General features: G+C 47.4%; 24 protein-coding genes. 4 read left to right on the forward strand and 20 right to left on the reverse strand.

Annotation, left to right across the window (positions count from 1 at the left end):
• Positions 1-138: 138 nt before the first annotated feature.
• From M3661_RS20880 to M3661_RS20900, 5 genes are all read right to left on the reverse strand, one after another.
• Positions 139-765 carry a hypothetical protein gene (locus M3661_RS20880; RefSeq protein ID WP_251488238.1) on the reverse strand — a complete coding sequence of 209 codons (627 nt, stop codon included), beginning with the start codon at positions 763-765 and terminating at the stop codon, positions 139-141.
• A gap of 200 nt (positions 766-965) precedes the next feature.
• Complete coding sequence (locus M3661_RS20885) at positions 966-1,286, reverse strand: LysM peptidoglycan-binding domain-containing protein (RefSeq protein WP_094183171.1); 321 nt, start codon at positions 1,284-1,286, stop codon at positions 966-968.
• A gap of 253 nt (positions 1,287-1,539) precedes the next feature.
• Positions 1,540-2,142: a TetR/AcrR family transcriptional regulator gene (locus M3661_RS20890; protein WP_021256370.1), complete on the reverse strand. Its 603-nt coding sequence runs from the start codon at positions 2,140-2,142 to the stop codon at positions 1,540-1,542.
• Positions 2,143-2,156: 14 nt separating this feature from the next.
• Positions 2,157-2,789, reverse strand: a complete 633-nt coding sequence (locus M3661_RS20895) for a YigZ family protein (protein WP_251488239.1) — start codon at positions 2,787-2,789, stop codon at positions 2,157-2,159.
• 101 nt (positions 2,790-2,890) lie between these two features.
• Positions 2,891-4,246 (reverse strand): glucose-6-phosphate isomerase, encoded by a 1,356-nt coding sequence (locus tag M3661_RS20900; RefSeq protein ID WP_021256372.1) that lies wholly within the window; start codon positions 4,244-4,246, stop codon positions 2,891-2,893.
• A gap of 290 nt (positions 4,247-4,536) precedes the next feature.
• Between M3661_RS20900 and M3661_RS20905 the strand changes: the two genes are divergently transcribed.
• Positions 4,537-5,436 (forward strand): NAD(P)-dependent oxidoreductase, encoded by a 900-nt coding sequence (locus M3661_RS20905; RefSeq protein WP_251488241.1) that lies wholly within the window; start codon positions 4,537-4,539, stop codon positions 5,434-5,436.
• A 249-nt stretch (positions 5,437-5,685) separates the two neighbouring features.
• On the opposite strand, the gene rarD is transcribed toward M3661_RS20905, so the two are convergent.
• The 4 genes from rarD to M3661_RS20925 form a co-directional block, all read right to left on the reverse strand.
• Positions 5,686-6,639 (reverse strand): EamA family transporter RarD, encoded by a 954-nt coding sequence (rarD, locus tag M3661_RS20910; RefSeq protein ID WP_251488243.1) that lies wholly within the window; start codon positions 6,637-6,639, stop codon positions 5,686-5,688.
• Between the two features lie 280 nt (positions 6,640-6,919).
• Positions 6,920-8,938 carry a transketolase gene (gene tkt, locus M3661_RS20915; RefSeq protein ID WP_251488245.1) on the reverse strand — a complete coding sequence of 673 codons (2,019 nt, stop codon included), beginning with the start codon at positions 8,936-8,938 and terminating at the stop codon, positions 6,920-6,922.
• A 304-nt stretch (positions 8,939-9,242) separates the two neighbouring features.
• A complete protein-coding gene (purU, locus tag M3661_RS20920) occupies positions 9,243-10,148 on the reverse strand; it encodes a formyltetrahydrofolate deformylase (RefSeq protein ID WP_065292414.1) in 906 nt (301 codons plus the stop codon).
• A gap of 190 nt (positions 10,149-10,338) precedes the next feature.
• Complete coding sequence (locus M3661_RS20925) at positions 10,339-11,460, reverse strand: deoxyribonuclease IV (protein WP_251488247.1); 1,122 nt, start codon at positions 11,458-11,460, stop codon at positions 10,339-10,341.
• 126 nt (positions 11,461-11,586) lie between these two features.
• Between M3661_RS20925 and M3661_RS20930 the strand changes: the two genes are divergently transcribed.
• Together M3661_RS20930 and M3661_RS20935 are read left to right on the forward strand one after the other, a co-directional pair.
• Positions 11,587-12,057 (forward strand): DUF2621 domain-containing protein, encoded by a 471-nt coding sequence (locus M3661_RS20930; RefSeq protein WP_251488250.1) that lies wholly within the window; start codon positions 11,587-11,589, stop codon positions 12,055-12,057.
• 111 nt (positions 12,058-12,168) lie between these two features.
• Positions 12,169-13,095 carry a TIGR01777 family oxidoreductase gene (locus M3661_RS20935; RefSeq protein WP_065292412.1) on the forward strand — a complete coding sequence of 309 codons (927 nt, stop codon included), beginning with the start codon at positions 12,169-12,171 and terminating at the stop codon, positions 13,093-13,095.
• Positions 13,096-13,280: 185 nt separating this feature from the next.
• Here M3661_RS20935 and M3661_RS20940 read toward each other — a convergent pair whose 3' ends face one another.
• The 11 genes from M3661_RS20940 to M3661_RS30340 all read right to left on the reverse strand — a co-directional run bounded on the left by M3661_RS20940 (position 13,281) and on the right by M3661_RS30340 (position 24,260).
• Positions 13,281-15,173 carry a DUF6382 domain-containing protein gene (locus M3661_RS20940; RefSeq protein WP_251488253.1) on the reverse strand — a complete coding sequence of 631 codons (1,893 nt, stop codon included), beginning with the start codon at positions 15,171-15,173 and terminating at the stop codon, positions 13,281-13,283.
• Positions 15,174-15,189: 16 nt separating this feature from the next.
• On the reverse strand, positions 15,190-15,699 hold the full coding sequence (locus M3661_RS20945) for an A24 family peptidase (RefSeq protein WP_083189334.1): 510 nt from the start codon (positions 15,697-15,699) through the stop codon (positions 15,190-15,192).
• Positions 15,700-15,736: 37 nt separating this feature from the next.
• Positions 15,737-16,774, reverse strand: coding sequence for an AAA family ATPase (locus M3661_RS20950; protein ID WP_251488256.1), 1,038 nt, complete (start codon positions 16,772-16,774; stop codon positions 15,737-15,739).
• Complete coding sequence (locus M3661_RS20955) at positions 16,743-18,998, reverse strand: acyl-CoA cholesterol acyltransferase (RefSeq protein ID WP_251488259.1); 2,256 nt, start codon at positions 18,996-18,998, stop codon at positions 16,743-16,745. The genes M3661_RS20950 and M3661_RS20955 overlap by 32 nt, the downstream gene beginning before the upstream one ends.
• Before the next feature lie 47 nt (positions 18,999-19,045).
• Complete coding sequence (locus M3661_RS20960) at positions 19,046-19,750, reverse strand: TadE/TadG family type IV pilus assembly protein (RefSeq protein ID WP_251488261.1); 705 nt, start codon at positions 19,748-19,750, stop codon at positions 19,046-19,048.
• Between the two features lie 16 nt (positions 19,751-19,766).
• Positions 19,767-19,943, reverse strand: coding sequence for a Flp1 family type IVb pilin (locus tag M3661_RS20965; RefSeq protein ID WP_021256385.1), 177 nt, complete (start codon positions 19,941-19,943; stop codon positions 19,767-19,769).
• 51 nt (positions 19,944-19,994) lie between these two features.
• Positions 19,995-20,876 carry a type II secretion system F family protein gene (locus M3661_RS20970; RefSeq protein WP_083189332.1) on the reverse strand — a complete coding sequence of 294 codons (882 nt, stop codon included), beginning with the start codon at positions 20,874-20,876 and terminating at the stop codon, positions 19,995-19,997.
• 40 nt (positions 20,877-20,916) lie between these two features.
• Positions 20,917-21,690 carry a type II secretion system F family protein gene (locus M3661_RS20975; RefSeq protein WP_065292410.1) on the reverse strand — a complete coding sequence of 258 codons (774 nt, stop codon included), beginning with the start codon at positions 21,688-21,690 and terminating at the stop codon, positions 20,917-20,919.
• Positions 21,665-22,930 carry a TadA family conjugal transfer-associated ATPase gene (locus tag M3661_RS20980; protein WP_251488286.1) on the reverse strand — a complete coding sequence of 422 codons (1,266 nt, stop codon included), beginning with the start codon at positions 22,928-22,930 and terminating at the stop codon, positions 21,665-21,667. The genes M3661_RS20975 and M3661_RS20980 overlap by 26 nt, the downstream gene beginning before the upstream one ends.
• A 74-nt stretch (positions 22,931-23,004) precedes the next feature.
• Complete coding sequence (locus M3661_RS20985; RefSeq protein ID WP_251488264.1) at positions 23,005-24,132, reverse strand: ParA family protein; 1,128 nt, start codon at positions 24,130-24,132, stop codon at positions 23,005-23,007.
• The gene (locus M3661_RS30340) at positions 24,132-24,260 is read right to left on the reverse strand and encodes a hypothetical protein (RefSeq protein WP_260612239.1); all 129 of its coding nucleotides are present in this window, start codon (positions 24,258-24,260) and stop codon (positions 24,132-24,134) included. The genes M3661_RS20985 and M3661_RS30340 overlap by 1 nt, the downstream gene beginning before the upstream one ends.
• 275 nt (positions 24,261-24,535) lie before the next feature.
• On the opposite strand from M3661_RS30340, the gene M3661_RS20990 reads away from it, so the two are divergent.
• Positions 24,536-25,345, forward strand: a complete 810-nt coding sequence (locus tag M3661_RS20990) for a hypothetical protein (RefSeq protein ID WP_065292408.1) — start codon at positions 24,536-24,538, stop codon at positions 25,343-25,345.
• Positions 25,346-25,353 lie beyond the last annotated feature (8 nt).

Consider the following 25,353-nt stretch of genomic DNA (forward strand, 5'->3'; position numbering starts at 1 on the left):
TGCAACTTATTCGAAACCCTTATGATAGGTGATAACCCAATTTCATGTGATATGGACGATGAAGCCGCCGTTTCGATTCGCCAGATGGAAGCACAAAAAAATCCGCCGATTGCATTTCCTGCATCAGACGGACTTTGATTACATGTATTTCCATTTTTTGAATAAGGTGACTTTCTGTTGTTCGACATGCATCTGAATCCAATACCGCATCCCGCTATCTGAATCTTGAAATAGAAAGACTCCACGATCCTGGCCCTTCTCCGAAAGGATTCGAAGTGTTCGTTCATTCGCTTGCAATCGGTCTACAATAAAAGCTCGCGCCTTCATCTGAAGCTCTCCTGCATCGTCACCCTGTACATTCCCCTCTGCAGACTGCCTCAGAATGCCGAGCTTGTATAGCTCTCCCGTCTTCAGATTCACTTCCCCATAGAAACCGCTTATGCCACCCCGCCGCTGCTCCATTCCATTGATCATACCAATAAAGGCAACATGTCCTTCATCCGACTTGGTATCCTCTTGGTTCGGAAAATATTTTGAAAACCCACATATCAGGTTCCATTCCTGATCATTGATCTGAACATCATACAGCTTGTACAGTTCTTCTTTCACAATAAGAAGGACCTTCTCTTTATTAATCGATTTCTCTTTGCCATAATCGGTTACGACTTGATTCACCTTGTCGTATGTATGCTGAACGGCTTGTCCGCATCCTGCCAACAGCCAGCTGATCGCCACGACCGCCAGCAGCAGTGCTGCCTTCTTCATCCTTCATCTACCCCGCTTCATCCCATCGGTATGGTTGGATTCTACCTCTCTATTCCCCATACCTACTACTTTACATGAAGTTTGTAGAATGAGCATCTGAATCTGGTCACAATTCAGCTTACAATATTGTCATCTTCACCGTCTATTGGCAAGAGGAAGGGCGCCCAACACATTGGACACCCTGTCATCGAGCAGGCCATTCAACTGCTCGTCACTTCTCTGCCTTGCAATTGCGCGACTTCCCGCTGAAGGCGGCGAACTTGTTGTTCAAGAATCGTAACACGCTGTTCCAAATTGATCCCTCCTGGAAAAGGAGGAAATGGTTGCGTTGGCGGGAGAGGCGGTGGCGGCGGAAATGGAAATGTCCCCCCTCCACCCACAGGGAATCGAAGCACTTGCCCCACATATACAACATCCGTATTCGTTAATTGATTCGCTTGAATGAGGGAAGACACCGGAACCCCATACCGATTTGAAATCGTGAACAAGGAATCTCCAGGCTGTACTATATACTCAATCATGAAGACACACTCCTATCGAAGTATTGGCATGAGTGTACACCATAAGATGGAGATGTTTTATCCTGATGACCTGTGCATGTAAGTACAAGTCACTGTATTGCTTTAACATAAAAAAGCCCCCTTACGTCTAATTGCCTTTCACACACATGCCGATAACCCGAAGCTGGGCTATCGTCACTATATGTGCAGGAGAACAGAAACGTGAGAAGAGCTTTTTTATATCGATTTATCATTGAAATAAGAATGCAAGTGACTATGCCGTCTGTGCTGACTCCAGCGTTCTGCGGCATAAGAAGCGAACGTGAGCTAGCGCCGCCGGCTTCACCTCATCAAAGGTGACTTGATCTTGAATGTAAAAGGAGATGAATCCATGCATGGCAAGAAAAATGCTTCGTGGGATATTATGTCGTTCCTGCTCGGTATGAATGCTGCTCACGAGCGTCTGTCTCACAATCGTCGAGAACAATTCCAAGCAACGACCTTGTTCTGAGCGGGCATACGCGAGCAATTCTTCATCCCGCGTCATAAACATAATTTCATAGTGGTGCGGCTGCTCGAGACCGAAGCGGATGAATTCTAGCATCACCTGCTCCATCTTGGACAACCCATCGGAAGGAGCCTGAACCATAACACGTTCGAACAGCCGTCCCAAACGCTTGAAATCTTCCTGTACGAGCGCGTAGAACAGTTCCGCTTTGTCTTTGAAATGATAATAAAGCGATCCGTGGCTATACCCTAATTGTTGGCCGATACTTCGCATGGAGATAGCGCGGTATCCTTTCGTGACAAACAAGTGGCGCGCCACTTCCAAGATTCGCTCTCGCGATAGCTCTTGATCCACTGCTTTTCTTGGCATAGAGGTTGTTCTCCTTATTCCCCTTCGATATAGTAAATAGAATCTCCCTTCCGAATAACGGCTTGACCTTGCGTCAAATCCGTAATCCACGCCATAAACCGCTCTGTTTCCGACACAACGGGCAAACACGTCAATGTCACTTTGTCGGTAAATTGCGTTTCTCCCATCCTCGTCTCTCTATTTCGCAATTCATTCTCAAGCTTGCCAAGCCAAGTATAATCGATTTCTACAAAAACCTCTTGATGCAGCACCTTCACAATCGCATCTGCCGCTTCAATCGCTGCAACAGCTCCATCTGTATAGGCCCGAATCAAGCCGCCTGCCCCAAGCAGAATACCCCCGAAATAGCGTGTAACGACAATGGCGGTATTTTTCAGACCTTGATTCTTCATCACTTCCAGAATGGGTTTGCCTGCCGTGCCGCTTGGCTCTCCGTCGTCGGATGCCTTCTGAATCTCATCCCGCTCGCCAATGACGTAGGCGGAACAATTGTGTGTGGCGTTCCAGTGCTGTTTCTTGATTACTTCTATAAAAGCAATCGCTTCTTCCTCGTTGGCAACTGGCTTGCCATAACCGATAAAGCGCGACTTCTTGATGACGATCTCCTTGCTGCCAAATTGGCGCAACGTCTTATATTGTTCTAGCATGAAGATTCACCTTCCGAGATTGCCAAGAAAGCAGCCCCCCATGTTGGAGAACTGCTTTCACGGCTTGTTGCCTATCTAAGCTGTTAACTCTTGCCGCCCGCTTATTCGGACAATCTTGCTTCCAATTCCGCTTTTTGGACTTCGAATCCTGGTTTGCCGAGCAAGGCGAACATATTTTTCTTGTATGCTTCCACACCAGGCTGATCGAACGGATTCACTCCGAGCAGATAGCCACTGATGCCGCATGCTTTTTCAAAGAAGTATACCAAATATCCGAACGAATATGGCGTCATGTCTGGAATCGTCACGACCAAGTTCGGTACATTACCGTCTGTATGTGCCAGCAAAGTGCCTTGGAATGCCTTCTTATTCACGAAGTCGACTGTCTTGCCTGCGAGGAAATTCAAGCCGTCCAAATCATCAGCATCTTCTTCAATCGTGATGTGATGCTTCACTTCTTCTACTTGAATAACCGTCTCGAACAGGTTGCGAGTTCCTTCTTGAATGAACTGCCCCATCGAGTGAAGGTCAGTCGAGAAGTCAACGGAGGATGGATAGATCCCTTTGTTGTCTTTCCCTTCGCTCTCGCCGAACAACTGCTTCCACCATTCCGACACATAGTGAAGGGATGGCTCGTAGTTCACGAGAATTTCTGTTGTCTTGCCCTTACGATACAGCGCATTGCGTGCTGCTGCGTATTGATAGCTGAGGTTCTCTTCGACGTTCGGATTGCTGAACTCTTCCGAAGCATCACGAGCACCTTGCATCATCTCGTCAATATCAATGCCAGCGACTGCGATTGGCAATAGACCAACCGGCGTCAATACGGAGTAGCGGCCGCCTACATCATCTGGAATGATGAATGTCTCGTAGCCTTCTGCCGTTGCCAACGTCTTCAGTGCGCCCTTCTCACGATCCGTAGTAGCAAAGATACGATTCTTCGCTTCTTCCTTGCCATATTTCTTCTCTAGCAAGTCTTTGAAAATACGGAATGCAATTGCTGGCTCCGTTGTTGTACCCGACTTGGAGATAACATTGATTGAGAAGTCCTTGCCTTCAATTAATTGCATCAGATGCGTCATATAAGTCGAGCTGATGTTGTTGCCTGCGAAGTAAATTTCAGGTGTGTTGCGCTTGTCCTTCGGAAGCATGTTGTAGAAGGAATGGCTCAACATTTCAATCGCTGCACGAGCGCCCAAATAGGAGCCGCCAATCCCGATAACAATAAGCACTTCAGAATTCGATTGAATGCGCTTAGCTGCTGCTTGAATGCGCGCAAATTCTTCTTTATCGTAAGCGGAAGGTAGATCAATCCAGCCTAGGTAATCGGAACCTGCTCCTGACTTATTATGTAATTGCTCATGCGCTAAGCGAATGGGCTCTTTAAAATAATCAATTTCATGCTGACTTACGAACGTCAACGCCTTGCTGTAATCAAAGTGCACTTTTTTTGCCATCGTACACCCTCCTCGAGTATTGGTTGACTTTGCCACTTTAACCCACGAAAATCAATATAGTCATAGGATACTGGATTTTGCTCGGAAACACAAGGGAACGCGTTTCATTGAACGAGAATCCACGATAAAATAAATTTATAACATTGCATAAATTTGCATATGAATACGTTCTCACCATCTTTCTCTGCTGATTTGTTTGCTTGATTCCTTGTCTCCGCCACTGACAATTATGGTACACTAACATCATCGAAATCATGCGAATCATTCATAGTGCGAGAGGATGAGAGACAATGAAGGCAGCAGTACTTGGATTAGGCACGATGGGTGCGCCAATGGCAGCCAATCTGCTTAGCAAAGGATTCGAAGTAGCCGTATACAATCGTTCCACAGATAAGACCGTTCCATTAGTTGAGCAAGGTGCGACTGCCGTACATCTACCGCGTGAGGCCGCAGCACAATCCGATGTCGTAATTACCATGGTTAGCGATGATTCCTCCATAGAAGCGATCTATTACGGAGAAGACGGGGTACTCGCAGGTGTTCGCTCCGGTCATATCGTAATAGACTGCAGCACCATATCTCCTTCTCTGGTTCAACAGCTCGCAGCAGTCTGCGCCGAGCGGGGAGCCCAGTTCCTTGATGCTCCTGTAACAGGCAGCAAGCCTGCAGCCGTCGATGGAACACTTGTCTTTATGGTCGGCGGTGAAGAGACAGCCCTGCAACAAGCTATGCCCGTGTTGGAAGCAATGGGACGAATGATCGTTCATATGGGCCCTAATGGCAGCGGCTCCATCACGAAACTGGCCCACAATACAATTGTCGGCATTAACAATGCCGCTCTGGCGGAAGGGTTTGCAATGGTATCCAAGGCAGGCGTGAATCCCGAGGCATTCCTTCAGGTTGTGCGCAACGGCAGTGCAGGCAGTAAGGCTGCTGAACTGAAAGGTGAGAAGATTATTGCAGGCAACTTCGACAATCAATTCTCCCTGCAGTTAATGTTGAAGGACTTGAAGCTCGCTTCCGTGCTTACTGATACGATGCAGTCTCCGACACCTATGCTGGAGGTTGCCAAGAGTTTGTTCCAAATGGGCCAAACCTCAGGCTTTGGGGAAGAGGATTTATGTTCACTTGTGAAAATCTACGAGCAATGGATTGGTCACCCGATCGGACATAGCAAGAACAACGAGTAGGATAAGCCTAATTCTAGATGTTTTATACACCAAGGGAGTGCACGGAATACACCGACACTCCCTTTCATTATTCGTTTCAATTTCGATACTCACGATAAAGCCCAATAAAATTATTCACTAATAAGCTTTTCATCTTCACTACTGCATTTTCTGCATTGTCAGACGGTCTCTTTCTACGAAACCTGCGGACCTTGTATGATAAGCTTTTTTTGTGAAAACAGAGCGTTCACTTGCATAATGAGCTTTTCTCTATGAAGCTGTATATGAGCTATCCGAAGAATTCTGAGCTTGGGAAGCTTGCTTGGATGCTTTGGTATTCCTTACGATTCGAGAGAGCGAAAATACAGCTAATGCAATCCATATCAAGGCGAATGCAAGAAACTGTGGAGTCGTAAATTCTTCCCCGAACACAAACAAGCCAAGCAGCAACATGATCGTAGGTGCAATATATTGCAGGAAGCCTACAAGGGTAAATGATATTCGCTTCGCACCTGTAGCGAATAATAGCAGCGGAATTGCCGTTACAATTCCCGCTCCCATTAGCAGCATGATTATAGACGCTTCTTTATCCCACAGCGGGACCCCATTAGGATTGAAGAAGAAAAGAAATACAAGCGCAAACGGCGTCATGATCAAAGTTTCCACCGTTAACCCTGTCCATGGGCCTACAGATACCTTCTTCTTAATGAGTCCATAACAACTGAATGTTGTCGCGAGCGTCAACGCTGCCCAAGGAAAGCTGCCGTAATATACGGTCAGGCATATAACCCCTGCTGCTGCGATGCCAACTGCTGACCACTCCGTCTTCGTCAACCGCTCCTTCAGGAAAAATGTCGCGAGAAAGACATTAAGCAAAGGGTTGATATAATATCCAAGGCTTGCTTCCACTACATGCGCACTTTCCACAGCAAAAATATAAACGAGCCAGTTGATGCTAATTACAACGGAAGCCACAATGATACTTATAGCTTGTTTCTTATGGGTGAGCAGCTGCTTGATTTCTGCCATAGTGGACTTCCACTTCCCCAGCAATGCCAACAGGACAATCATGAATACTAATGACCAAATAATCCGATGAGCCAATACCTCTGCTGCTGGCACAGAGCCGAGCAGCTTCCAATAGATCGGAAGGAAGCCCCAAATAATATAGGACAGCCCGGCGGCTGCGATACCGGTCGCATAATGATTTTGCTTCTGTTTCACTCGTTTACTCCTCGCCCTATCCTTAATGATTTAATATATAAATTTTATTATATCAGTTCAGACACAATATTAGGATGATATTTACAGATAAAATAGATCACAACACGAACAAGGCCGCTACAACAGGGGACTTCCATCTCTGGTACCCGTTAAGCGGCCTTGTTCATTGCCGAGCCCCCTCGCCTAAATCGGCTAGAGAACGCACTTATTCTTATTTGCACCTAAATAGGAGTGAATCGAATCTTCCCTATCCAGTGATTTGCTTCATTCGTTTCGTGTATTACAGCAATGCCTTTACACGACTCACTACGTTTTCAACGGTGAAGCCGTACTCGCTGATGACACGGTCTCCAGGAGCGGAAGCGCCAAATGTGGAGATACCAATGATGTCGCCTTGGTCTCCTACATAACGTTCCCAACCAAATGGTGAAGCCATCTCGATTGCAAGACGAGCCTTCACATCTGGAAGCAATACGGAGTCTTTATACTCCTTCGATTGCTTCTCGAACAGATCCCAGCTTGGCATGCTGACAACACGTACTTGAATGCCCTCTTCAGCCAATGCTTCTTGAGCGCGAATCGCCAATTGAACTTCAGAGCCTGTCGCAATGATTTGCGCTTGAGGCTTGCCGTCTTTCGCATCGGACACAACATAAGCTCCGCGAGCAACACCTTCGCGGGAAGCTGCTACACCGCCTTCCAAGATAGGCAGGTTCTGACGTGTAAGCACAAGCACGACTGGGTTAGATTGGTTCTGTAATGTGTATGCCCAAGCAGCGGATGTCTCATTCGCATCTGCTGGACGGATTACTGTTACGTTCGGGATGATACGTACAGACGCAAGCTGTTCGATAGGCTCATGAGTAGGGCCGTCTTCCCCAACTGCAATACTGTCATGCGTCAATACATATGTGACTGGTAATCCCATCAATGCAGACAAGCGAACAGCAGGCCGCAGGTAATCCGTAAATACGAAGAACGTACCACCAAACACCTTCACACCACTATGCAATGCCATACCGTTCATTGCAGCCGCCATTGCAAATTCACGCACACCGAAGTAAATGTTGCGGCCGTCGTATTGGCCCGGACGGAACGCAGTCAGATCATTCAGATGTGTCATTGTGGAGCTTTCCAAGTCAGCAGAACCGCCTGTCAGGTTCGGAACGTTCTTCGCAAGACCGTTCAAGGCATTTCCAGATGCGACGCGGGTGGACAATGCTTTGTCTCCTGCCGCATATGCCGGAAGATCCTTATCCCATCCCTCAGGAAGCTGTCCGCTAATTGCAGTTTCGAATTGCTTCGCAAGCTCAGGGTAAGCAGCTTGATAAGCTTGGAACATCTTATTCCACTCTTCGTTCGCCTGAATGCCCTTCTGCTTCACATTTGTATCGAAGTGGTTGTATACCTCTTCAGGTACGAAGAAGTCCTCGTGTCCCCACTTATAGAATTCCTTCGTCAGCTTCGCCTCATCAGCGCCGAGTGGAGAACCGTGTGTACCTCCATGTCCGCCCTTGCCTTGCTTGTTCGGGCTTCCGTATCCGATTACGGTCTTCACTTCGATCAATGTCGGCTTGCTGGAATCCTGCTTCGACTTCTCAACCGCTTGCGCAATTGCAGCAAGATCGTTGCCGTCTTCAACAAGCAGCGTGTTCCAGCCATAAGCCTCGTAGCGCTGACGCACGTTCTCGCTGAAGGACAGACCGGATTCGCCATCCAACGTAATATCGTTCGAATCGTATAATACGACTAATTTACCTAATTTCAAGTGACCTGCAAGCGATGCTGCTTCACTAGCAACACCTTCCATCATATCTCCATCACCACAAATAACAAACGTATGATGATCGACAACGGAATAGCCGTCACGATTATATGTTGCACCCAGTTGTGCTTCTGCCATAGCCATACCTACAGCCATTGCAATCCCTTGTCCGAGTGGACCTGTCGTTGCATCTACACCAGCTGTATGTCCGAACTCCGGATGACCTGGAGTTTTGCTTCCCCATTGGCGGAAATTCTTGATTTCTTCCATAGGAAGGGCATATCCGCTGAGGTGAAGAAGGCTGTACAGCAGCATGGAACCATGTCCAGCGGAAAGAACGAAACGGTCGCGGTTAATCCATGTTGGATTGGTCGGATTGTGCGTCATCGCCTTCGCAAACAGATGGTATCCCATTGGAGCAGCACCCATTGGCATGCCCGGGTGACCGGATTTCGCTTTTTCAATCGCATCAATGGCAAGTGTTCGAATCGCTGCCACCGATAGCGCGTCAATATTCATTTGGTTTGCAGTCATTGCTGATTTCCTCCTTGTCCCTACTCATCACAAGCTGAAAGCTATACAGAACAAATGAAATTGCGTAACTACCAAGCTTGTACGCTGTGCTCTATTTTGCATTCATTGTACCATTACTAGCCCATTCGATGCTACTTTAACGTGTGAAAAGCTATGGATATCAAGATCTAGTATAACCGAACTTCATGCTCAACTTAACAGTGGGATTATATAGTGGTGTTCAATCCCTAACCAGAGCAATTAAATAAAGCTGTTCCAGCCGCAGATTCAACTGCAAGCCGGAGACAGCCAGTATACCATCATTTTAATTAAACACAACCGTTTTGTTCTGATAAACGAGGATTCGATCCTCAATATGCCAATGCACAGCACGAGCAAGGACGACACGCTCAATCGTTCTGCCGATACGCTTCAGTTCATCCACATCCGCACGATGCGTTACGCGCTGAACGTCTTGTTCGATGATCGGCCCGCCATCAAGCTCCTCCGTTACATAATGGCCTGTTGCTCCAATCAGCTTCACGCCGCGGGTGTAAGCCTGTTGATACGGCTTGCCGCCAACAAATGCCGGTAGGAACGAATGATGAATATTAATAATTCGATTCGGATATTTCTCAATAAACTTCGGCGAAATAATTTGCATATAGCGTGCTAATACGATCAGGTCAGCCTTGCCTTCAACTGCTTCAAGCTGTTGGCGTTCAGCCTCTGGCTTGTTGCCTGATGTTACTGGAATATGAACATACGGAATTCCGAAGGACTCTACATATTCACGCATATCCGGGTGATTGCTCACCACCATCGCGATTTCAGCATCGAGATCGCCTGCTTGCCATTGCCACAGCAACTCAACTAGACAATGATCCTCTTTCGAGACAAAGATGGCAATTCGCTTCTTCTTGCTCACGCAAGAAATTCTCCACTGCATCTTGAATTCCGAAGCAATAGACTCGAATTCAGCCTGCAATTGAGGCAGCTTATCATCAAGCTGCTCCATATCGAATTCAATGCGCATGAAGAACATGCCGCCCTCTGGATCCATTGTATATTGATCGGACTGGACAATATTCGCTCCATGTTCATATAGAAATTTAGATACAGCAGAGACGATCCCAGCTCGGTCTGGGCAAGAAATTAACATCCGTGCGCGATTGCGGGCTTGTTCCCCAGCCTGCTGAAGGGCATGAACCATCGTGTGTTGGTGCGTCATCTTTGTTTCTCCTCCATGAATTAGCGTTGCTTTCTGCAAATCTTACATAGATTCCCCATCATGATTTTTCTACTGCATCCCATGCTATCTTCATGCTTCACTCGTTCCTAAATTACCCGTACAGCCTACTTGTATCCTTCGGATGCTCTGCTTCTGCTGCGACTTAATCTCACACACAAGCTATAGCAGCTTATTTCCAGGCAGCTTGTCCAGCCAAGCAAACAGTCAGACGCTGATTAATCTCTTCCTCATTCAATTCAGGGAACAGGTTGGCTTCAGCAACCATATCATAGAGACGTTCCATCGGCTCGCGCGGATCTGCCTTTCTTGCTTTTGCATCCTTCTTGATAACATCCCATGTCGTCAATACGTAATCACGAGGGGATACATCCTGCTCTTTGAAGAAATGCTCAAGGCGCTCCACATCAGGGATAAAGCTTGCACCGAAACGCTTGTCTACATCACCGCGTAGAAGGGCGATTTCCGCTTCATACATCGGACGCTGCTTCTTCGCGTCCTTCCCGATCCACGGTGTCTCCAGAATAAATGGACGGCCAGCAAGCCCCTCATGATGCACGAGACGTTGAATCGCTTCAAAACCAAGCATTCCTGCACCGATTGGTGCGTGGCGGTCTTTACCGGCTCCAAGTGGATTTTTGCTATCATTAATATGAACAACGGCGATACGATTCAGTCCAACAGTACGATCGAAATGCTCCAATACACCATCAAGATCATTGACGAGATCGTAACCCGCATCATGAGTATGGCATGTGTCAAAACATACAGTTAGGCGATGATTATCCTCAACCTTCTCAATAATCGAGGCAATTTCCTCGAAGCTCCGGCCAACCTCTGTCCCTTTGCCAGCCATCGTTTCCAGAGCGATATTGACATCTGTATCTTTCGTATTGCTCAGTACCTCGTTCAATCCCTCTGCAATCCGGTTGATGCCGAACTCAGCATCTTTGTCGGTATAAGCACCTGGGTGAAGAACGATATTTTTCACACCGATGCAGTCTGTGCGGCGAATTTCTTCCTGGAGGAAATTAACGGCCAACTCAAACGTATCCGGCTTGTACGATCCAAGGTTAATAATATACGGCGCATGCACCACAATTTCACCGATGCCGTGCTTCTCCATCAGTTCCTTGCCCTCTTCAATATATAGCGATTCAATCGGCTTACGACGCGTATTCTGCGGCGCCCCAGTATATATCATGAATGAGCTTGACCCGTAAGACAAAGCTTCCTTTGTAGCAGTCAACAGCCCTTTATCGGAAAACGAAACATGTGATCCAATTTTCAACATGTAATTGCTCCTTTCAAAATCATTTCCCCTTATTCTACAAGGATTATCGAAATAAATCTAGGAATGGGGTATAATTCGATGTAAGCATCTTAGTAAAAAGTACCAAAATACATGAGGTGAGAAATTATGCTTAGCTCGTCCACCCTTTTTCCAATGGCTGTCGATGGCCCAGGCCGTTGGTTTATGAATTCCATCGCATTTTGGACATTCGTCCTCTTAGGCTTCATGGCGATTGGAGGCTACTTCATGTTCCGCAAGTTTATGAAAGTACTCCCCATGAATGACGGGAAATCGAAGCTCGATTGGCAAAATTACTGGGTTGAGCAAAGCCGAAGCCTATGGACTGATGACTCCAAGGCATTTCTAGAAAAGCTTGTTGAGCCAGTTCCAACCCCCTTCCGTGATATTGCACGTCATTCGATTGCAGCCAAGATCGGACAGGTGGCCTGTGAGAGTGGTGCGGCAGAAGTAACGCAAAATCATTGCATTCAAGGCTACATCATGGCCACACCCAAGCGAGACTATCGAAGCCTCGTTAAATTTCTCGACAATAATGGAATCGATTATACGCCATATAAGCATTTGCTTAACAAATAATTCATGACTTTTCCCATCAGCAGAAATGGATGCGCCTACATAAAAATCATGATCGAGTACAATCACATCTTAGTTCTATCCATTCCATTAACGTGTTAGGAGGGATAAGACGTGAAAGTGATGATTTGCGGCGGGACTGGATTAATCGGCAGAGCCCTGGTTGACTTCTGGCTTCAAGAAGGACACGAGCTCATCGTCGTTACCCGCTCCCCAGCGAAGTTACATGCCTATAAGGGACGAAGTTCCATTCACGCTATTAGCTGGTCGGAGCTTGCCCATTGCCCAGAGAATTGCCATAACGTGGATGCCGTTGTAAATCTGGCGGGCGAGACGATTAATCAGCGGTGGACAAATATCGCAAAGAATCGTATTCTCTCGTCACGGATCGTTCCTGCAAGAAGAATTGCGGGATGGGCAGGCAAGCTGTCACGCAAGTTGCCCCTCTATATTAGCGCCTCAGGCATCTCCATTTATGGGCCTTCCGAGACAGGGACATTCGATGAGATGAGCAATGCGGGTGGAGATGACTTCTTGACCGATGTCATCTACCAATGGGAAGATGCAGCAGATCATGTTCCAGCCGCACGCTGCGTCAAGTTGCGGATTGCGCCAGTGCTCGCCAATGAAGGCGGGGCATATCCAACGATGAAGCTGCCGTATTTACTGGGCGTTGGAGGACGAATAGGCTCCGGGAAGCAGCCTTTATCTTGGATACATATTGCGGACATGGTTCGGCTGATTGATTTTGTCCTGCAAGACTCGATTGAGGGAGTCGTCAACGCCTCTTCCCCCGAATCCGTAACGAACGACGACTTCGGCAGAACGCTTGCGCGAGTATATCATCGCCGCCATTGGATGCCCGTTCCTGCTATAGCCTTCAAATTTCTATTCGGGGAAATGTCCTCACTATTGCTGGAAGGACAGCGTGTCTATCCCGCTAAAGCTCTGGAGCATGGCTTCACCTTCCATTATGGAACGCTGGAGAAGGCGCTAACCGAGCTGCGTAATTCGGGGAGAAATCGCACTACATCCCGATGATCAGAAAGCATCTGATTATCATTTCGAATGGGAGTGCGACTGTACTTACATGAAACGTAAAGTTGTAGATGTAAATGTCAGATCTATCTGATGTATATATTAGAATTCTCCACATGATTGATCTTAGTTACTCAGCAAGAACGGCATGACATAACAAAGAGGGTCAGACACACTATCTGACCCTTCTAACCAGCTCGGAATATATACTGCGAACGAGCAACTGCGAGCTTGTCCCCATCCTTCAACGGATAGAGCTTGTAGGGAATCAACAGTTCACCCTGCAGCTCCGTTCCATTTCTCGATCCCAAATCCCGAAGCTCTAAGTTGCCCTCTGACGTGCGAATCAATTCACAATGGTGCTTGGATACCCCCATGCTATCATTTCGATGACTCACCCCTTGCTCAGCACGCCCTATTATGAATGGAAATCCACGGAGTGGATGAGTTCCTACCACAGTTATTCCCGCTTCATCGAGCTGCTGCAGATATGGTTCCTGCTGCGAACCTTCCCCTTGCTCTTCCATTTCTCCAAGCATTACCGTTGCATCAATGCTCGAAGGGTTTAGCATTACCGTATGTTCGGTTAAAGCAGCATAATAGCGATCAGCCGTTGACATATTCGGAGCTTGATTCATCCCATCACCTGACCGTGATCGCAGCTCATTGTTGAAGGATTGTAGCCCCAATTGAGAAGTACTAGCCGGCATGCCAATTCCCTGTTGCTGCCCTATTCCCGCGATATCGGAACTTGAGACTGCTGCATGAGGGGCTATTTGCCCATTCATATATCGTCCGGATGACTCCCTAGCCCATGTCGGGGAAGAGGAAACGAATTCCTTATGCTGCTGGCCCCCTTTTGCATGATTGCTGTGTGCATCCCTTGCATCTGCAGCATGGGGGAGATGAGACAACTCCATAGACAAAAAGTCGGGAAGCCTATTCGGATTATTCCACCCATGGCTGGAGCTTGGTTGGAAATCCTGTTCATCAGCACTAACTCGGCTGTCCTTCTTCCGAGAGAATCGTTTGCTCCACCACATGCTGGGAATCCCCGTTAAATACATCGCTCCCAGTGCTATGATAGCAATGTTCCAAATGACAGTGTAAGTGAATACCTCCGATGTAGGTTGAGACATATATCCGAACTTCCAGCCTAATCCGGCTGCTGCAATTACGACAACCGAGGTTACCAAGGTATACTTCTTGGGTATCGGTGTTATTGCTTCGTTAGCCGTATCTGTGCCCGAATGGGTGCTATGCTCTCGATCATATCCACCCATGGCAGGATTCGAAATTGATGCAGCAGATGTAACAGGTATTTGCTCTTGCCCATCTGCAAAAGGCTTCGCCGTCGAATTCCAACTGTTCTTCCCCTGCTCATTGTGCAAGCCAGCTTGTCCATAAGCAACCTGCTGCTTAGGTTCACGCTCATCCCTTTCACCGCTCCCCGGGAAAAACTGCCCTCGTCCAGATTGATTGGGGTTCGCAGAAGTGCCGCCTGCTGTGCCCACAATTAAGGATTGCAGCAAGCCTCGTACATCTGCAAGAGTCGTCCCCTCCTGTGACAACAACTGGACAAGACACTGAAAGCCGTCACCATCCCAATGGCTCACATGGGAGGAGAGCAGAATACCTAATCGCTTCAATCCCTCTAGCCCCGCTTGGGGGTGCAAAGGCTCTTCTGTTGGAATGTACGCTGTATAAAGGCCGCTATTCCAGGAGTGCCCATCTACATAAATAAAACGCTCATGAAGCAGAATCTGATTCGGATGCAGCATATATGCACGGCATCCTTCCAACACATTGACCAGTTGGATCATCCATTCAAAATATTGAATTGCAGTAATCTGTAATGAACGCAGAACCTGCTCCAGCATTTTTTTACCACTAACATCGTACAAAAACGTGACCTCAAAATCGATTTCCCTAATTTCTATTGGAAGCAAATGAGGAACTTCGTTAAACCGCAGCATATTCACTTGATAGGTATCCAAGTCATTGGAATGAACCGCTGGTTCTCTCGTAAGGAGCATCCTCATCTTACCCTCGTGGATGAAATCCGACCGGTAACCATACATCGCTCCTCATCACCCCCTATATGCATAATTGAGTCCAATAAACGGTTGCCGCTGCAGGCAGTACCGCCCACATAAATGGAAAGGTCGCTTGGTTCAAGGTTAGCTGTTTCAAGGGTGTTACGGAGCGAAGCCAAAAAAATTGAATGATTGCGATCCCGATGCGACTCCACCTTCCCCCATGCCCGAACAGCATAATCCCTGCTGCAATCAGTCCCCCATAGATAATGGCATAGATAAACGTCTCCCATGCAAAATTAGCTCCCATGCTGGCGCCAATCGCTGCAAACAACTTCACATCCCCTGCCCCGACCGCACGCAGCAAGAATAGAACAAGCATGATCCCAAACCCACAGCCCGCTCCGAATAGACTGAACAGCAAACCGTCCCATCCACTTACAGCGCAATATCCAGTTAGAGCAGCAAGTACTATTGAGACCGTTAAATAATTTGGTATTTTACGAGTACGCAAATCCGTGGTGAACGCAGCCACTAGCAATATCCCACATAGCCAACTCGACCACATCATTTGGCAGCCCCCTTCTCCCATGCGGTATGACTCCAGATCACTTTACGATAAATTGCCTTTCCGCACTTCTTCCGTCTCCCGTATTCATAACTAATCTCCACGTACCTGAGGTTGTATTGCCTGAGACATGCCATAGCCAGCTTATATTCCCATCGGCATCCGCTTCTGCCCAACCGATGTGCCTCGCTTGGCTCTTGCCGCTCTTATAGAAGATTACGAGTTCGACTTTTTCATGCGGCTTAGCCTTCGCTGTTAACTTGGCCTTGCGGCCTGGCAATAGCGGTTCCGGTTCCAAACTAACAAAAGCGGGTGGCGCACCTTTCTCTTCCGTGCCTGACTCTCTATTGGCTGAACCGGGCTGCGGACCATCCCCAATCCAAACTCTCTCAGATGCTCTTGCAGCGATCGTGATCGTCTTATATAAGAACGGCACACGCATCGGCAGATCATATTCCACTTCAATTGCGATATATGGGTCTTCCTTCTCCACAATATCCGGCAGCTTCACATGTGTGATCCGGATCCGATCTTCTCTAAGTGTCCCTTGAATCCCGTAACGGACGAACAAAGGCTTTATCAAGGCTTCTCCGACTCGCGCTTGGCCCCATTCCCCCGCCGCTTCCGCTCGCTTCTCCGCCCAGTCCACCACATGATCGGATGCCCATTGATTCAATGGAGGTGGCAAAGCATTGCTGAATCGCTCGGCGAAATGACGTGCTGTCATTTTCAGAGCGATTGCCGGCGGCTTGCGGAGCCAAGGACTGTTGTTGTCCCCTGCTTCCGCTCCAACCTTCTTCGTCATCAGTTCGATGGGATACATATGAGCGGCAATCTGCTTCACCGTATTCGTCGCAGCAGACTGCAAGGATGTCGTAATGACAGAAGCGTAAATCATATATACAAAAAACAAAAACAAAAGCAGCACCATAGGCAGCATTAGCGCAGCTTCGACTGTGATGCTGGCTCTACCGTCCCCCATATAGCGACGGAGCCAATTGCCGCATCGTATGAACCAGCCCCTTGCCCGAGCTAGTAACTTGCCACTAGTAGGAGAACACGGATGTCTTTGTTGCATTGTATCTTCCATTCTCCACTTCACCGCCCAATATGCCGGTTTGTCCAATCCACTTCATGACCCCGGGCAGAAACCACAACGGTGTGCTTATTCGCAGCTCCGTCTCGCCATAGGTACCCCTTGTCGTCGGGTCAATACCTGTATTTTGATGAATGAGTGCGAGCATTCGCTTCAACATTCCTTCCCGACTGCCATGGACGAGCATAAATAATCGCAAGTGATCCGAGTAAGACAATGTGACGGAAGGCAAGTATTTCGAAATTGGCACTTTGTCTTGCGTAGCAAGAAGAATCAAATCCTGAACTGCCTGTTCAATCCCATAAATAATAGCTGCTACTAATATAAGCAGCGGATGTCTCAAGTTCGCACATTCGATAAAGCCCTCCATTGTACGAATGGCAAGCCGCATAGCAAAGATCTCCCCCAGCGCTGCAGCCACATTGCCTGCTGGATTATGAAGACCATACAATAGGTACTCCACTTCTTGATTATGTATGGATAAGGACTTTATCAGTTCTTCCGCAGACTGCTCTGAAGTAAGTATCGATTTCAATTTCGTAGGGTCATAGGTGTTGAAATAGAGAAACGCATACTCATCACGGTATAAACGATCTCTTAACATGCTAAATCCGTTAGCAATGCTATCATAGATAGAGGTAACAGCGTCCATAGACTCCTTCCCCTCTTCTACCGCATCGTCACGTTCTTGGTCAACTGCCGACTCCTCACTTGATTCATGTTCATTAAATGCAGCGATTGCATTAGCCTTCTCTTTCACTTCTTGAAACAGCTGTTCATGCTCCTTCAATTGATCATTCAGCTTCTTCAATGAGGACAATAAGTCTGCCGCTTTCCCGAGCTTTCTATTCGCTTCCTTCTCTTTCTGCTTGCGTTCCTTCTCTGTAGATCGGCCCTGTTCAAATCGCTGTTCTCTAGCATCTATCACATTCGAGCTGCCAATATAATCTTTTGCATATTGCTCCCACTGCCTCCACAGACTGAGGATCGAAGTTTTCAAGTTATAAGCGGATATGCTTCTCCCGACGATTTGACTGACCATCGATTGAAAACGGTTTACTGCATCATTTACTTGTTCCATACTCCGATGCTGTTCTTCCATTTCCTGCTTCCATTCGGTAAGGAAGTCGTCTGGCAGCACTAGGTCATCAGCAGCTTCATTAATACGCTTAATCGAATCTGACATCTGGTCCGATTCATCCATTGTCCCTTCACTCTGCTCGCTAGATTGTCCAACTCGGTCATAACCGTTATAGTTCGAGCTTGCGCGTACCTCTTGAATGACACGCTTCATGTCCTCATTATATTGACGGGCTTTCTCTATATGCGACAGAGCTGTGTTCAATCCGATGCGATGTTGATCCAGCAAACTAGATGTTGTAGATGTCAGCCTACGCGATATATCCCATGAATCGGATTCATAGTCATCCGTTTCATTCTCATACTGCTTGTCCTCATCCTTACCGCGATTCGAATCCAGACGAATCTTATGTACATAGTCTGCATATTGAGCTCCCACATCCGCTGCACTTCCAATTGAACCAAGCGAGCTGTCGCGCATAATATCACTTTCTCCCGTTGCAATCCGACTAGAAAGATCAGAACGCGCCGCATAATTGCGAAGCGACTTCTGGAGCTTGAGGGCAGAGGCTATTTCCTTATCGCGCTTATCAACTAGCTTCTGCAGCTTGGATAACAGTTCTGTCGTCTGCGCTGCCTCCTTCATCACTTTGGACATCGGCTTCAACTTGCTGGACAAATCGAAGGCAAATTGAACAGGAGCTTTATACTTCATCTCCTCTAAGATTTGCCGCTCGAGTTCGTCATATCGACCAAGTTCCCTAGTGATCGAGGTAGTATGACTATCAAGCAGCACAGGCACCCAGGGAAAGACCCCCGTCGCCTTAAGCTCAGCCTGATCCCGCATCACTTCATCCATTATGAAAGCAGGATCGCTCTTCCCATAAGCAAACAATTGATACCGCTGCTGCAGTGCCGGTTCATAGGCGGACATGACGGAGCGAATTCCAGTCTGAGCGAGTACCTCTGCCCTCCATTCAGCAGCAGCAATTCGTGCGTAGTCAATCAGTACACTTGTAAATAAAAAGATTGCAGCTACTATGAAAATGAGCAGGACGGACACGGAACCTCGAATTTCTTTCCACAAATTCCGCCGTATTCGGGCATTACTCTCGTCCCCCATCATTTCCAGCACCTCCGCATGTATGAGACATCGCTACATCATTGGCTTTGCTATTTCGCCGCACGCTTGATTGTATCTGCAGCTTGTTCATTCGATATCCCCTTCTTATTCCATTGAGCCAGCTTCGTTGACATGTACCTCGCAAATTCTACGGAACGAATAAATTCTACAGGCTCTACGACTGCAGCAGATGCTCCTCCTTCTCCAGATACACGTCGTCTAGTTAAACGTTCGAATGCCGTTTGATACAATGGCCGTTCGAGTGAGACGGTCACCTTCCGCTCAATTGCAATATTGTCGAATTTCATCTCTCCATGGAATATCGGAGGCAGCAGTCTTCCTGCCCGTATCAGCTTCTTCTCCGGCAGAGACTCAGAGTCACTACTGACCGGCAGTGATACTTCGTTGGTCACACTGCCTGTCACAAAACCAAGCAAACGATCCAGCATATAATCATCCAGCATCCGCCAGTACAGACCATCATGTTTTCCTACAGGGTAAGATCCCCTGGTTGCATCTTTATAGCTGTTGTCCCAGAACGCCGCCCCCCGTTCCGCCGCTAACGTAGCAGCATGTGATGACATAACATGCTGGAACATTAACATGGCGAAGAAGAGCATTGCTAAGCAGCAATAGAAAACAACCGGAAAGATTATACTCGCTTCAACGGTGTAGGCCCCATCTTCGGAGGCAAGCCGTTTCCACCATTTACGTAGCTTTTTATGCAGCTTGTAACCCTCCTCTATTACCTCCAATTATTACTTACAATTACTATTTAAAAATTTCATCCGTCTGTTTATCTACTTTCGTGAACAGCCTTGTCAGAAATCCTTTGATTTGCTCCCTAAAAGCAATCGCTAAAACTACAATAACTGCAATGATAATGACCAGTTCCACCATGCCAAGCCCATCTTCTTCCGTCCATAACCGTTTCCAAAGTGAATTCATATCTTGATCCTCCTTCAATTGAATTACATCATAAGTGAAATTGCTTATTCCTCACCCTTGCATCATTAACAATGCAGGAGCTCCTACGACAACTAGTACAACGAGGAACATGAGCATCATCGGAAACACCAGCTTGGTAGATACCTCTTCGCCTCGCTTGCGAGCCACCGCCTTGCGCTTATCCCACAGCTGTCGGCTCAAATCCGCCATCGCAAGCACAAATGTCTCTCCTCCACGCCGCTGATTAATCAGCACCGTCGTGACGAACATCGAAACTTCCTGCATCGTGCAGCGCTTCGCCAGCAGCTCCATGGCCTGAGCAAAAGAATAACCATTCTGTACATCTGACATCATTCGGAATAGCTCGATGTATAATGGGTGCTCGTTCTCCGACTTCTTCCGCTCAATGCAAGTTGCAAGAGCCTTGGGAACTGTCTCTCCCGCTTGTACGAGCAGATTCAGCTTATTAATCAATTCGGGGAGTTCCAGCTGAATATCCTGACGTCTGCGTTCCGCCTTACCGACAACCTCCTTCCCGCGTACTAGCGGCAGAACGATACCGAGCAGCATTCCTCCAGCCATGTTGGCGAAACTTCCGTCCGTCACAGCAGGGAGAATACATCCAGCTACGACGCCCGCAAATACATACAATCCCATCTCCGCCAGAAGTGCGCGATACATCGTATGGGACAGGGCTGGACCGTGCATTTGCATAAGCGACTGCCTCAACTGAACCAGTGCAGGATGCGTATCAAGCGTTGGTTGTAATCGTTCCAGCCACATCATAGGTGCTGGAAGCCATTTCGCTGTCTTTACTTCCGACTGGATCGAGGCAAGTAATTCCGTATAGCGGGCCTTTCCTACATGATTCATCACAGCATAAATCCCTATTACAAGCAGGCATGCCAATCCCCACATCCATGAGGGCAGCATCTACCAACCTCCTCCCTGCTATAATGCATAAACGATATTACTACACTCTAATATCCATTAATTTGCGAATTAGCAAGATCCCAATGGACAACACAATCAATGCAGCTGTTGCAATCACTCTGCCGACTCCTTCATATAACGGCGTCATAAAATCAGGCGAGGTCATATTGAGAAAAGCTAGAAACAAAAATGGAGCAGCCATCATCGCTTTCATCTCCAGCTTCTTCTGTGCGACTAATACTTCTATCTCCTGCATAATATCCATCTTCTCTCCAATAACGGAGGAAGTTCTGCGCACCACTTCAATGAAATCCCCGCCTGTCCGCTTGCAAGTAACAAATACATCTGCAAAATTCGCGATATCGTCCTGCTGTGCCCGCTCACTGAAGTCCATCATGGCTCGTTCCACTGGCTCGCCATTCTCCATTCGCAACGACAAAATACGAAGCTCCCGAATCATATCCACATCAGTGCCGGGATAGAGCAGCCTCAAATCCTGTGCAGCCTCACGGAAAGCATTCTCCATTGATCGCCCTGCACCTAGTGCAGAAGACAAAGAATACAAGGTCTGCTTGAACTGCTGGGTCAATTGTGACCGCTTTCGTTCCAGCAGTGTCCGCTGCCGAATCTGGGTAAATCGAACCCCAATGACTGACAGCAGGATCATCCCGATCCAATGCTGGTAGAACAGATATCCGATTCCAGCCATTACAGAACATCCAACAAAGATCGCCAGTAGCTGCTCCTTGCGGTTCAAATGATATACATCGTAGCGAGGCAGTCCAGCTTCAGTCTTGATCTTCGATCCCTTCATCGTCCGCGCCCCCTTCTGCTTGAGGCAGAGTCAGCCCCGCCATTCGCAGTTTGTCCACATGCTGCAGCGTATCGCGCTTAACAAGGCCTCCTAGAATTTTGCCGCCTTCCTGCCCGTGTTCCACGAATTGATACAGGCTCGACAGCTTCACTTCACCTTCTGCAAATCCAATTACTTCTGCAATCTCCTGCACTTTGCGGGATCCATCTCGCATCCTTGCCAAATGAACAATGACATCAATTGCGGAGGCAATCTGCTGTCTAACGACGACAACCGGCAGCGAAGCCCCACTCAATACCATCGTTTCCAAGCGACTCACCATATCTTTGGGCCCATTGGAATGACCCGTAGATAAAGAACCATCATGGCCCGTATTCATTGCCTGAAGCATATCCAAAGCCTCAGCACCGCGCACCTCTCCCATTATAATGCGGTTTGGCCGCATCCGAAGCGAAGCTCGAATAAGGTCACGCATGGCTATGGCTCCCTTTCCTTCCGAATTCGCATTGCGCGTTTCCAATGACACCAGATTCGGCACTGAATGAATTTGCAGCTCTGCTGCATCCTCAATTGTAATCACCCGTTCATCAGATGGAATGAACTGAGACAAAGCGTTCAAGAACGTCGTCTTGCCCGATCCAGTTCCACCACTGATGAACAAATTGTACTTCGCCCTTACCAGCGTCTGCAGAATTTGTGCCGCCTCTTCACTCATCGCGCCGTATCGTATGAGATCCTCCATATGAAGCGGCTTAGAAGGAAACTTCCGAATCGTTACCGTGGGTCCCTTAAGCGCAATTGGGGGCAGAACAACATGAACCCTTGATCCATCTCGCAATCTCGCATCGACGATTGGTGAAGACTCATTCACCGTACGATTTACTTGAGAGACGATCGCCTGAATAATGTCCTCCAGCTTCTCCTCGCTTTCGAAGGTATGATTTAATTTCTCCATATGTCCTTGACGTTCAACGAACAATTCCCGATGACTGTTCACCATAATCTCCGTAATTTCGGGATCATCAACGAGCGGCTGAAGCGCATCAAGACCACGGAAAGAATAAAAAACTCTGCGTACTACCATTCGAAGATCTGCCGAGGTCAATTTCATCGCCTTCGAAAACGCAAACAACGCTTGTTCGATCCTCTCTGTTAATGCTTCATCAGATAACGGTTCCCCCCATTCCATACTCTCGCGCACCTGCTGCCGAATTGTAAGATACAATTCATCAAGCGACATCAGATTAGACTCTGTCCCAGAAGGCTTCAGCTGGAACTGGTACCCCTCGTCCCCATGTACCATCGACTCACCCCTTACCGCGCTCCGCTGAATAATCCCAACTCTGAACCTGCCCATTCCTCCAAGGTTGAGCGGAATACACTCGATTGAAGCCATTGATCAAATCGATAAATTTGCTTCCAGGCCGGTATGTAAGGCAGATATCCTGAGATCGGAGCATCACGCTGCTGCCATGAATTGAGCATCGTCCCCATATAACGATTCACACCCATCCGAATGAGCTTGCTTCGATGACGCACAACAGACTCTTCCGCAAGCGCCCACTGCTGCAGCAACAGCTTCGTCTTCTGTATATAGGCCATATCATCTAGGAGCAGCCACATTACCTGATCTGCCACATCCCATACCGCTTCGAATGGAGAGTGAAAATGCGCGCCCTCCACAATAATCAAGTCGTACTGCCCGCTGCTCCGAAGCGTATTCAACAATAATCGCAGCATACTGGCATCCATCCACTTCCATTCCTCTGCTAACTGCTTCGGATGGAGCATTCGCGCTCCTATTGCAGGAACACTCAGCATATATGGATCTAAGGACAGCAGCTCACTCCCCGGCCCTCCCTGAGCCTTCTTCAAGTAGTAAAATAATTGTGCTAAGTTGCTCTGATTTTCGTTCTGTTCGATCGCTTCTTGTAGCAGCAAACTGTATTCTTGGATCGGATCTACATTCAGAAGGAAGGGTCGAAGACCTGATTGAGCAGCCGCAGCTGATAAATGAAATGCCGTTGTTGACTTCCCTGCTCCGCCTGAGGTTGAAGTAATGCCAACGATACGGCACGCTGTGTTGCTCCGCTTGTCCCCTTCGGAGGCATTTTCCGATTCACAATATTTAATGATGGATTGGAACAGTTGCGGAATGGGCTGATATGGATTCTCTATCCTACAAGGGAAGTCGGCCTCTGTCAGTTGTTCAGACTTCTCTGCGGATAATGCGATCACGATTATTCCTCTTACATCAGACGAAGAGAGTGTCCCAAGCAGCTCAGGTGCCGCGACTAGAACATGTATGCCTGGCTTCAAACGCAAATAGTGACCAAGCGTATCCGCCTGAGTAAATACACGAAGGTGAAGCTTCTCAGCATAGGTCGATTGCTTCCAATAATCCGTGTATCCGTCTAAAATGCGCTTCTGCGGATGTGCCACTACAATATCCCATCTGTTAATCCCACTCCCCCCTTTTCTACTTCACGGATTAGAACGCCCCGCAATTCAATATGGACATAAAAAAACACCGCCATTAAACGGGCATCAATATTGATGCTTCGTTTCATGACGGTGCTTCCGTACATTATTGTGTGAAGTTATTTCAACAATATCATAATTCCATCCAATTTTCAACATATTTTTCCTAAATCAATCGTTACACCCAATCTCCGGATCATTGTCAAATATGTCGATCCAAGTCCTCTCCATCCTAGACATAAGTCTAGGACGTGAACAGACCGAAGTCCGTTACCAAATGTTCCTTAATCAGGTAACATGAAGCATGTCTTGTTTGCATAGTTCCCACTTGTAATTACACTACTATTTGAAAGGAAGACGAACAATGAGATACACCAAATTTGCATGTATTCTCTTATCCACAGCAAGTATAAGTTTGGCAGGGTGTGCTTCGGATCATACAACCACAGCTGCATCGAATACAAGCGTCACAGAAGTATCTTCTTCAGCTATATCTGAAAAAGGTTCAACTGCACTGAGCAAAGTATCAACTAGCAATCCAAAGAAAAAACAATTTGATGTTAACCAAATACATACGATCCGTATTCTAAGTACAGCTGCCCACATTACCGTCATCGGAGATCATCAATTAAGTCAAGCACAATATGAGCTTATAGATGGAACATCCAGGTCAATGGAGACAGATGTGAGCGGCACAATAAACGATAATACGCTGACGATTAAATTACATTCTAAACAAAAAAGTTTCATAAATACAGATTCTCCGCCATCACTAATTGTCCGAGTTCCAGTCAAGGATTACGACACTTTAGAGATTAACAATGACTTCGGAAAACTCTCACTTGAATCCGAGTCTGGGCTGTATCCTAGCCATCTAGTTGTCAACGGCAGTGCGAGCGATATTTCATCCTCCAATATATTGGGAATGGAGAGCACTAAGCTTCATACTGAGTTTGGCAAAATAACATTTGATTTGCCGGAGAAGCTGGAGTCACTGGCTGTAGAGCTGTCCACTAATATGGGAAGTATCACTAATAATGTCGAGTTGGACGGGGCAAGTACATCCAATATGATCGTATCGAAGAAAGTTAAAGGCCATATTGGGGCAGCCAATACGAAGAGCCCATCTTTATTGATTTCTACTCAGGTAGGCGAGATCGAATTAAATCGTTAAATCAGAAA

Source organism: Paenibacillus sp. MER 180, assembly GCF_023713665.1.
Classification (GTDB): domain Bacteria; phylum Bacillota; class Bacilli; order Paenibacillales; family Paenibacillaceae; genus Paenibacillus_B; species Paenibacillus_B suaedae.

Bases quoted from the DNA above. Each gene is read 5' to 3' on its own strand.
- purU (WP_065292414.1), bottom strand. From the start codon at position 10,148: ATGACGCACCAACACACGATGGTTCATGCCCTTCAGCAGGCTGGGGAA.
- M3661_RS20940 (WP_251488253.1), bottom strand. From the start codon at position 15,173: ATGTATGGTTACCGGTCGGATTTCATCCACGAGGGTAAGATGAGGATG.
- M3661_RS20880 (WP_251488238.1), bottom strand. From the start codon at position 765: ATGAAGAAGGCAGCACTGCTGCTGGCGGTCGTGGCGATCAGCTGGCTG.
- tkt (WP_251488245.1), bottom strand. From the start codon at position 8,938: ATGACTGCAAACCAAATGAATATTGACGCGCTATCGGTGGCAGCGATT.
- M3661_RS20895 (WP_251488239.1), bottom strand. From the start codon at position 2,789: ATGCTAGAACAATATAAGACGTTGCGCCAATTTGGCAGCAAGGAGATC.
- M3661_RS20980 (WP_251488286.1), bottom strand. From the start codon at position 22,930: ATGTCGCTTGATGAATTGTATCTTACAATTCGGCAGCAGGTGCGCGAG.
- M3661_RS20955 (WP_251488259.1), bottom strand. From the start codon at position 18,998: ATGATGGGGGACGAGAGTAATGCCCGAATACGGCGGAATTTGTGGAAA.
- M3661_RS20925 (WP_251488247.1), bottom strand. From the start codon at position 11,460: ATGTTGAAAATTGGATCACATGTTTCGTTTTCCGATAAAGGGCTGTTG.
- M3661_RS20975 (WP_065292410.1), bottom strand. From the start codon at position 21,690: ATGAAGGGATCGAAGATCAAGACTGAAGCTGGACTGCCTCGCTACGAT.
- M3661_RS20970 (WP_083189332.1), bottom strand. From the start codon at position 20,876: ATGCTGCCCTCATGGATGTGGGGATTGGCATGCCTGCTTGTAATAGGG.
- M3661_RS20900 (WP_021256372.1), bottom strand. From the start codon at position 4,246: ATGGCAAAAAAAGTGCACTTTGATTACAGCAAGGCGTTGACGTTCGTA.
- M3661_RS20990 (WP_065292408.1), top strand. From the start codon at position 24,536: ATGAGATACACCAAATTTGCATGTATTCTCTTATCCACAGCAAGTATA.
- M3661_RS30340 (WP_260612239.1), bottom strand. From the start codon at position 24,260: ATGAAACGAAGCATCAATATTGATGCCCGTTTAATGGCGGTGTTTTTT.
- M3661_RS20945 (WP_083189334.1), bottom strand. From the start codon at position 15,699: ATGATGTGGTCGAGTTGGCTATGTGGGATATTGCTAGTGGCTGCGTTC.
- M3661_RS20890 (WP_021256370.1), bottom strand. From the start codon at position 2,142: ATGCCAAGAAAAGCAGTGGATCAAGAGCTATCGCGAGAGCGAATCTTG.
- M3661_RS20965 (WP_021256385.1), bottom strand. From the start codon at position 19,943: ATGAATTCACTTTGGAAACGGTTATGGACGGAAGAAGATGGGCTTGGC.
- M3661_RS20930 (WP_251488250.1), top strand. From the start codon at position 11,587: ATGCTTAGCTCGTCCACCCTTTTTCCAATGGCTGTCGATGGCCCAGGC.
- M3661_RS20885 (WP_094183171.1), bottom strand. From the start codon at position 1,286: ATGATTGAGTATATAGTACAGCCTGGAGATTCCTTGTTCACGATTTCA.
- M3661_RS20905 (WP_251488241.1), top strand. From the start codon at position 4,537: ATGAAGGCAGCAGTACTTGGATTAGGCACGATGGGTGCGCCAATGGCA.
- M3661_RS20950 (WP_251488256.1), bottom strand. From the start codon at position 16,774: ATGCAACAAAGACATCCGTGTTCTCCTACTAGTGGCAAGTTACTAGCT.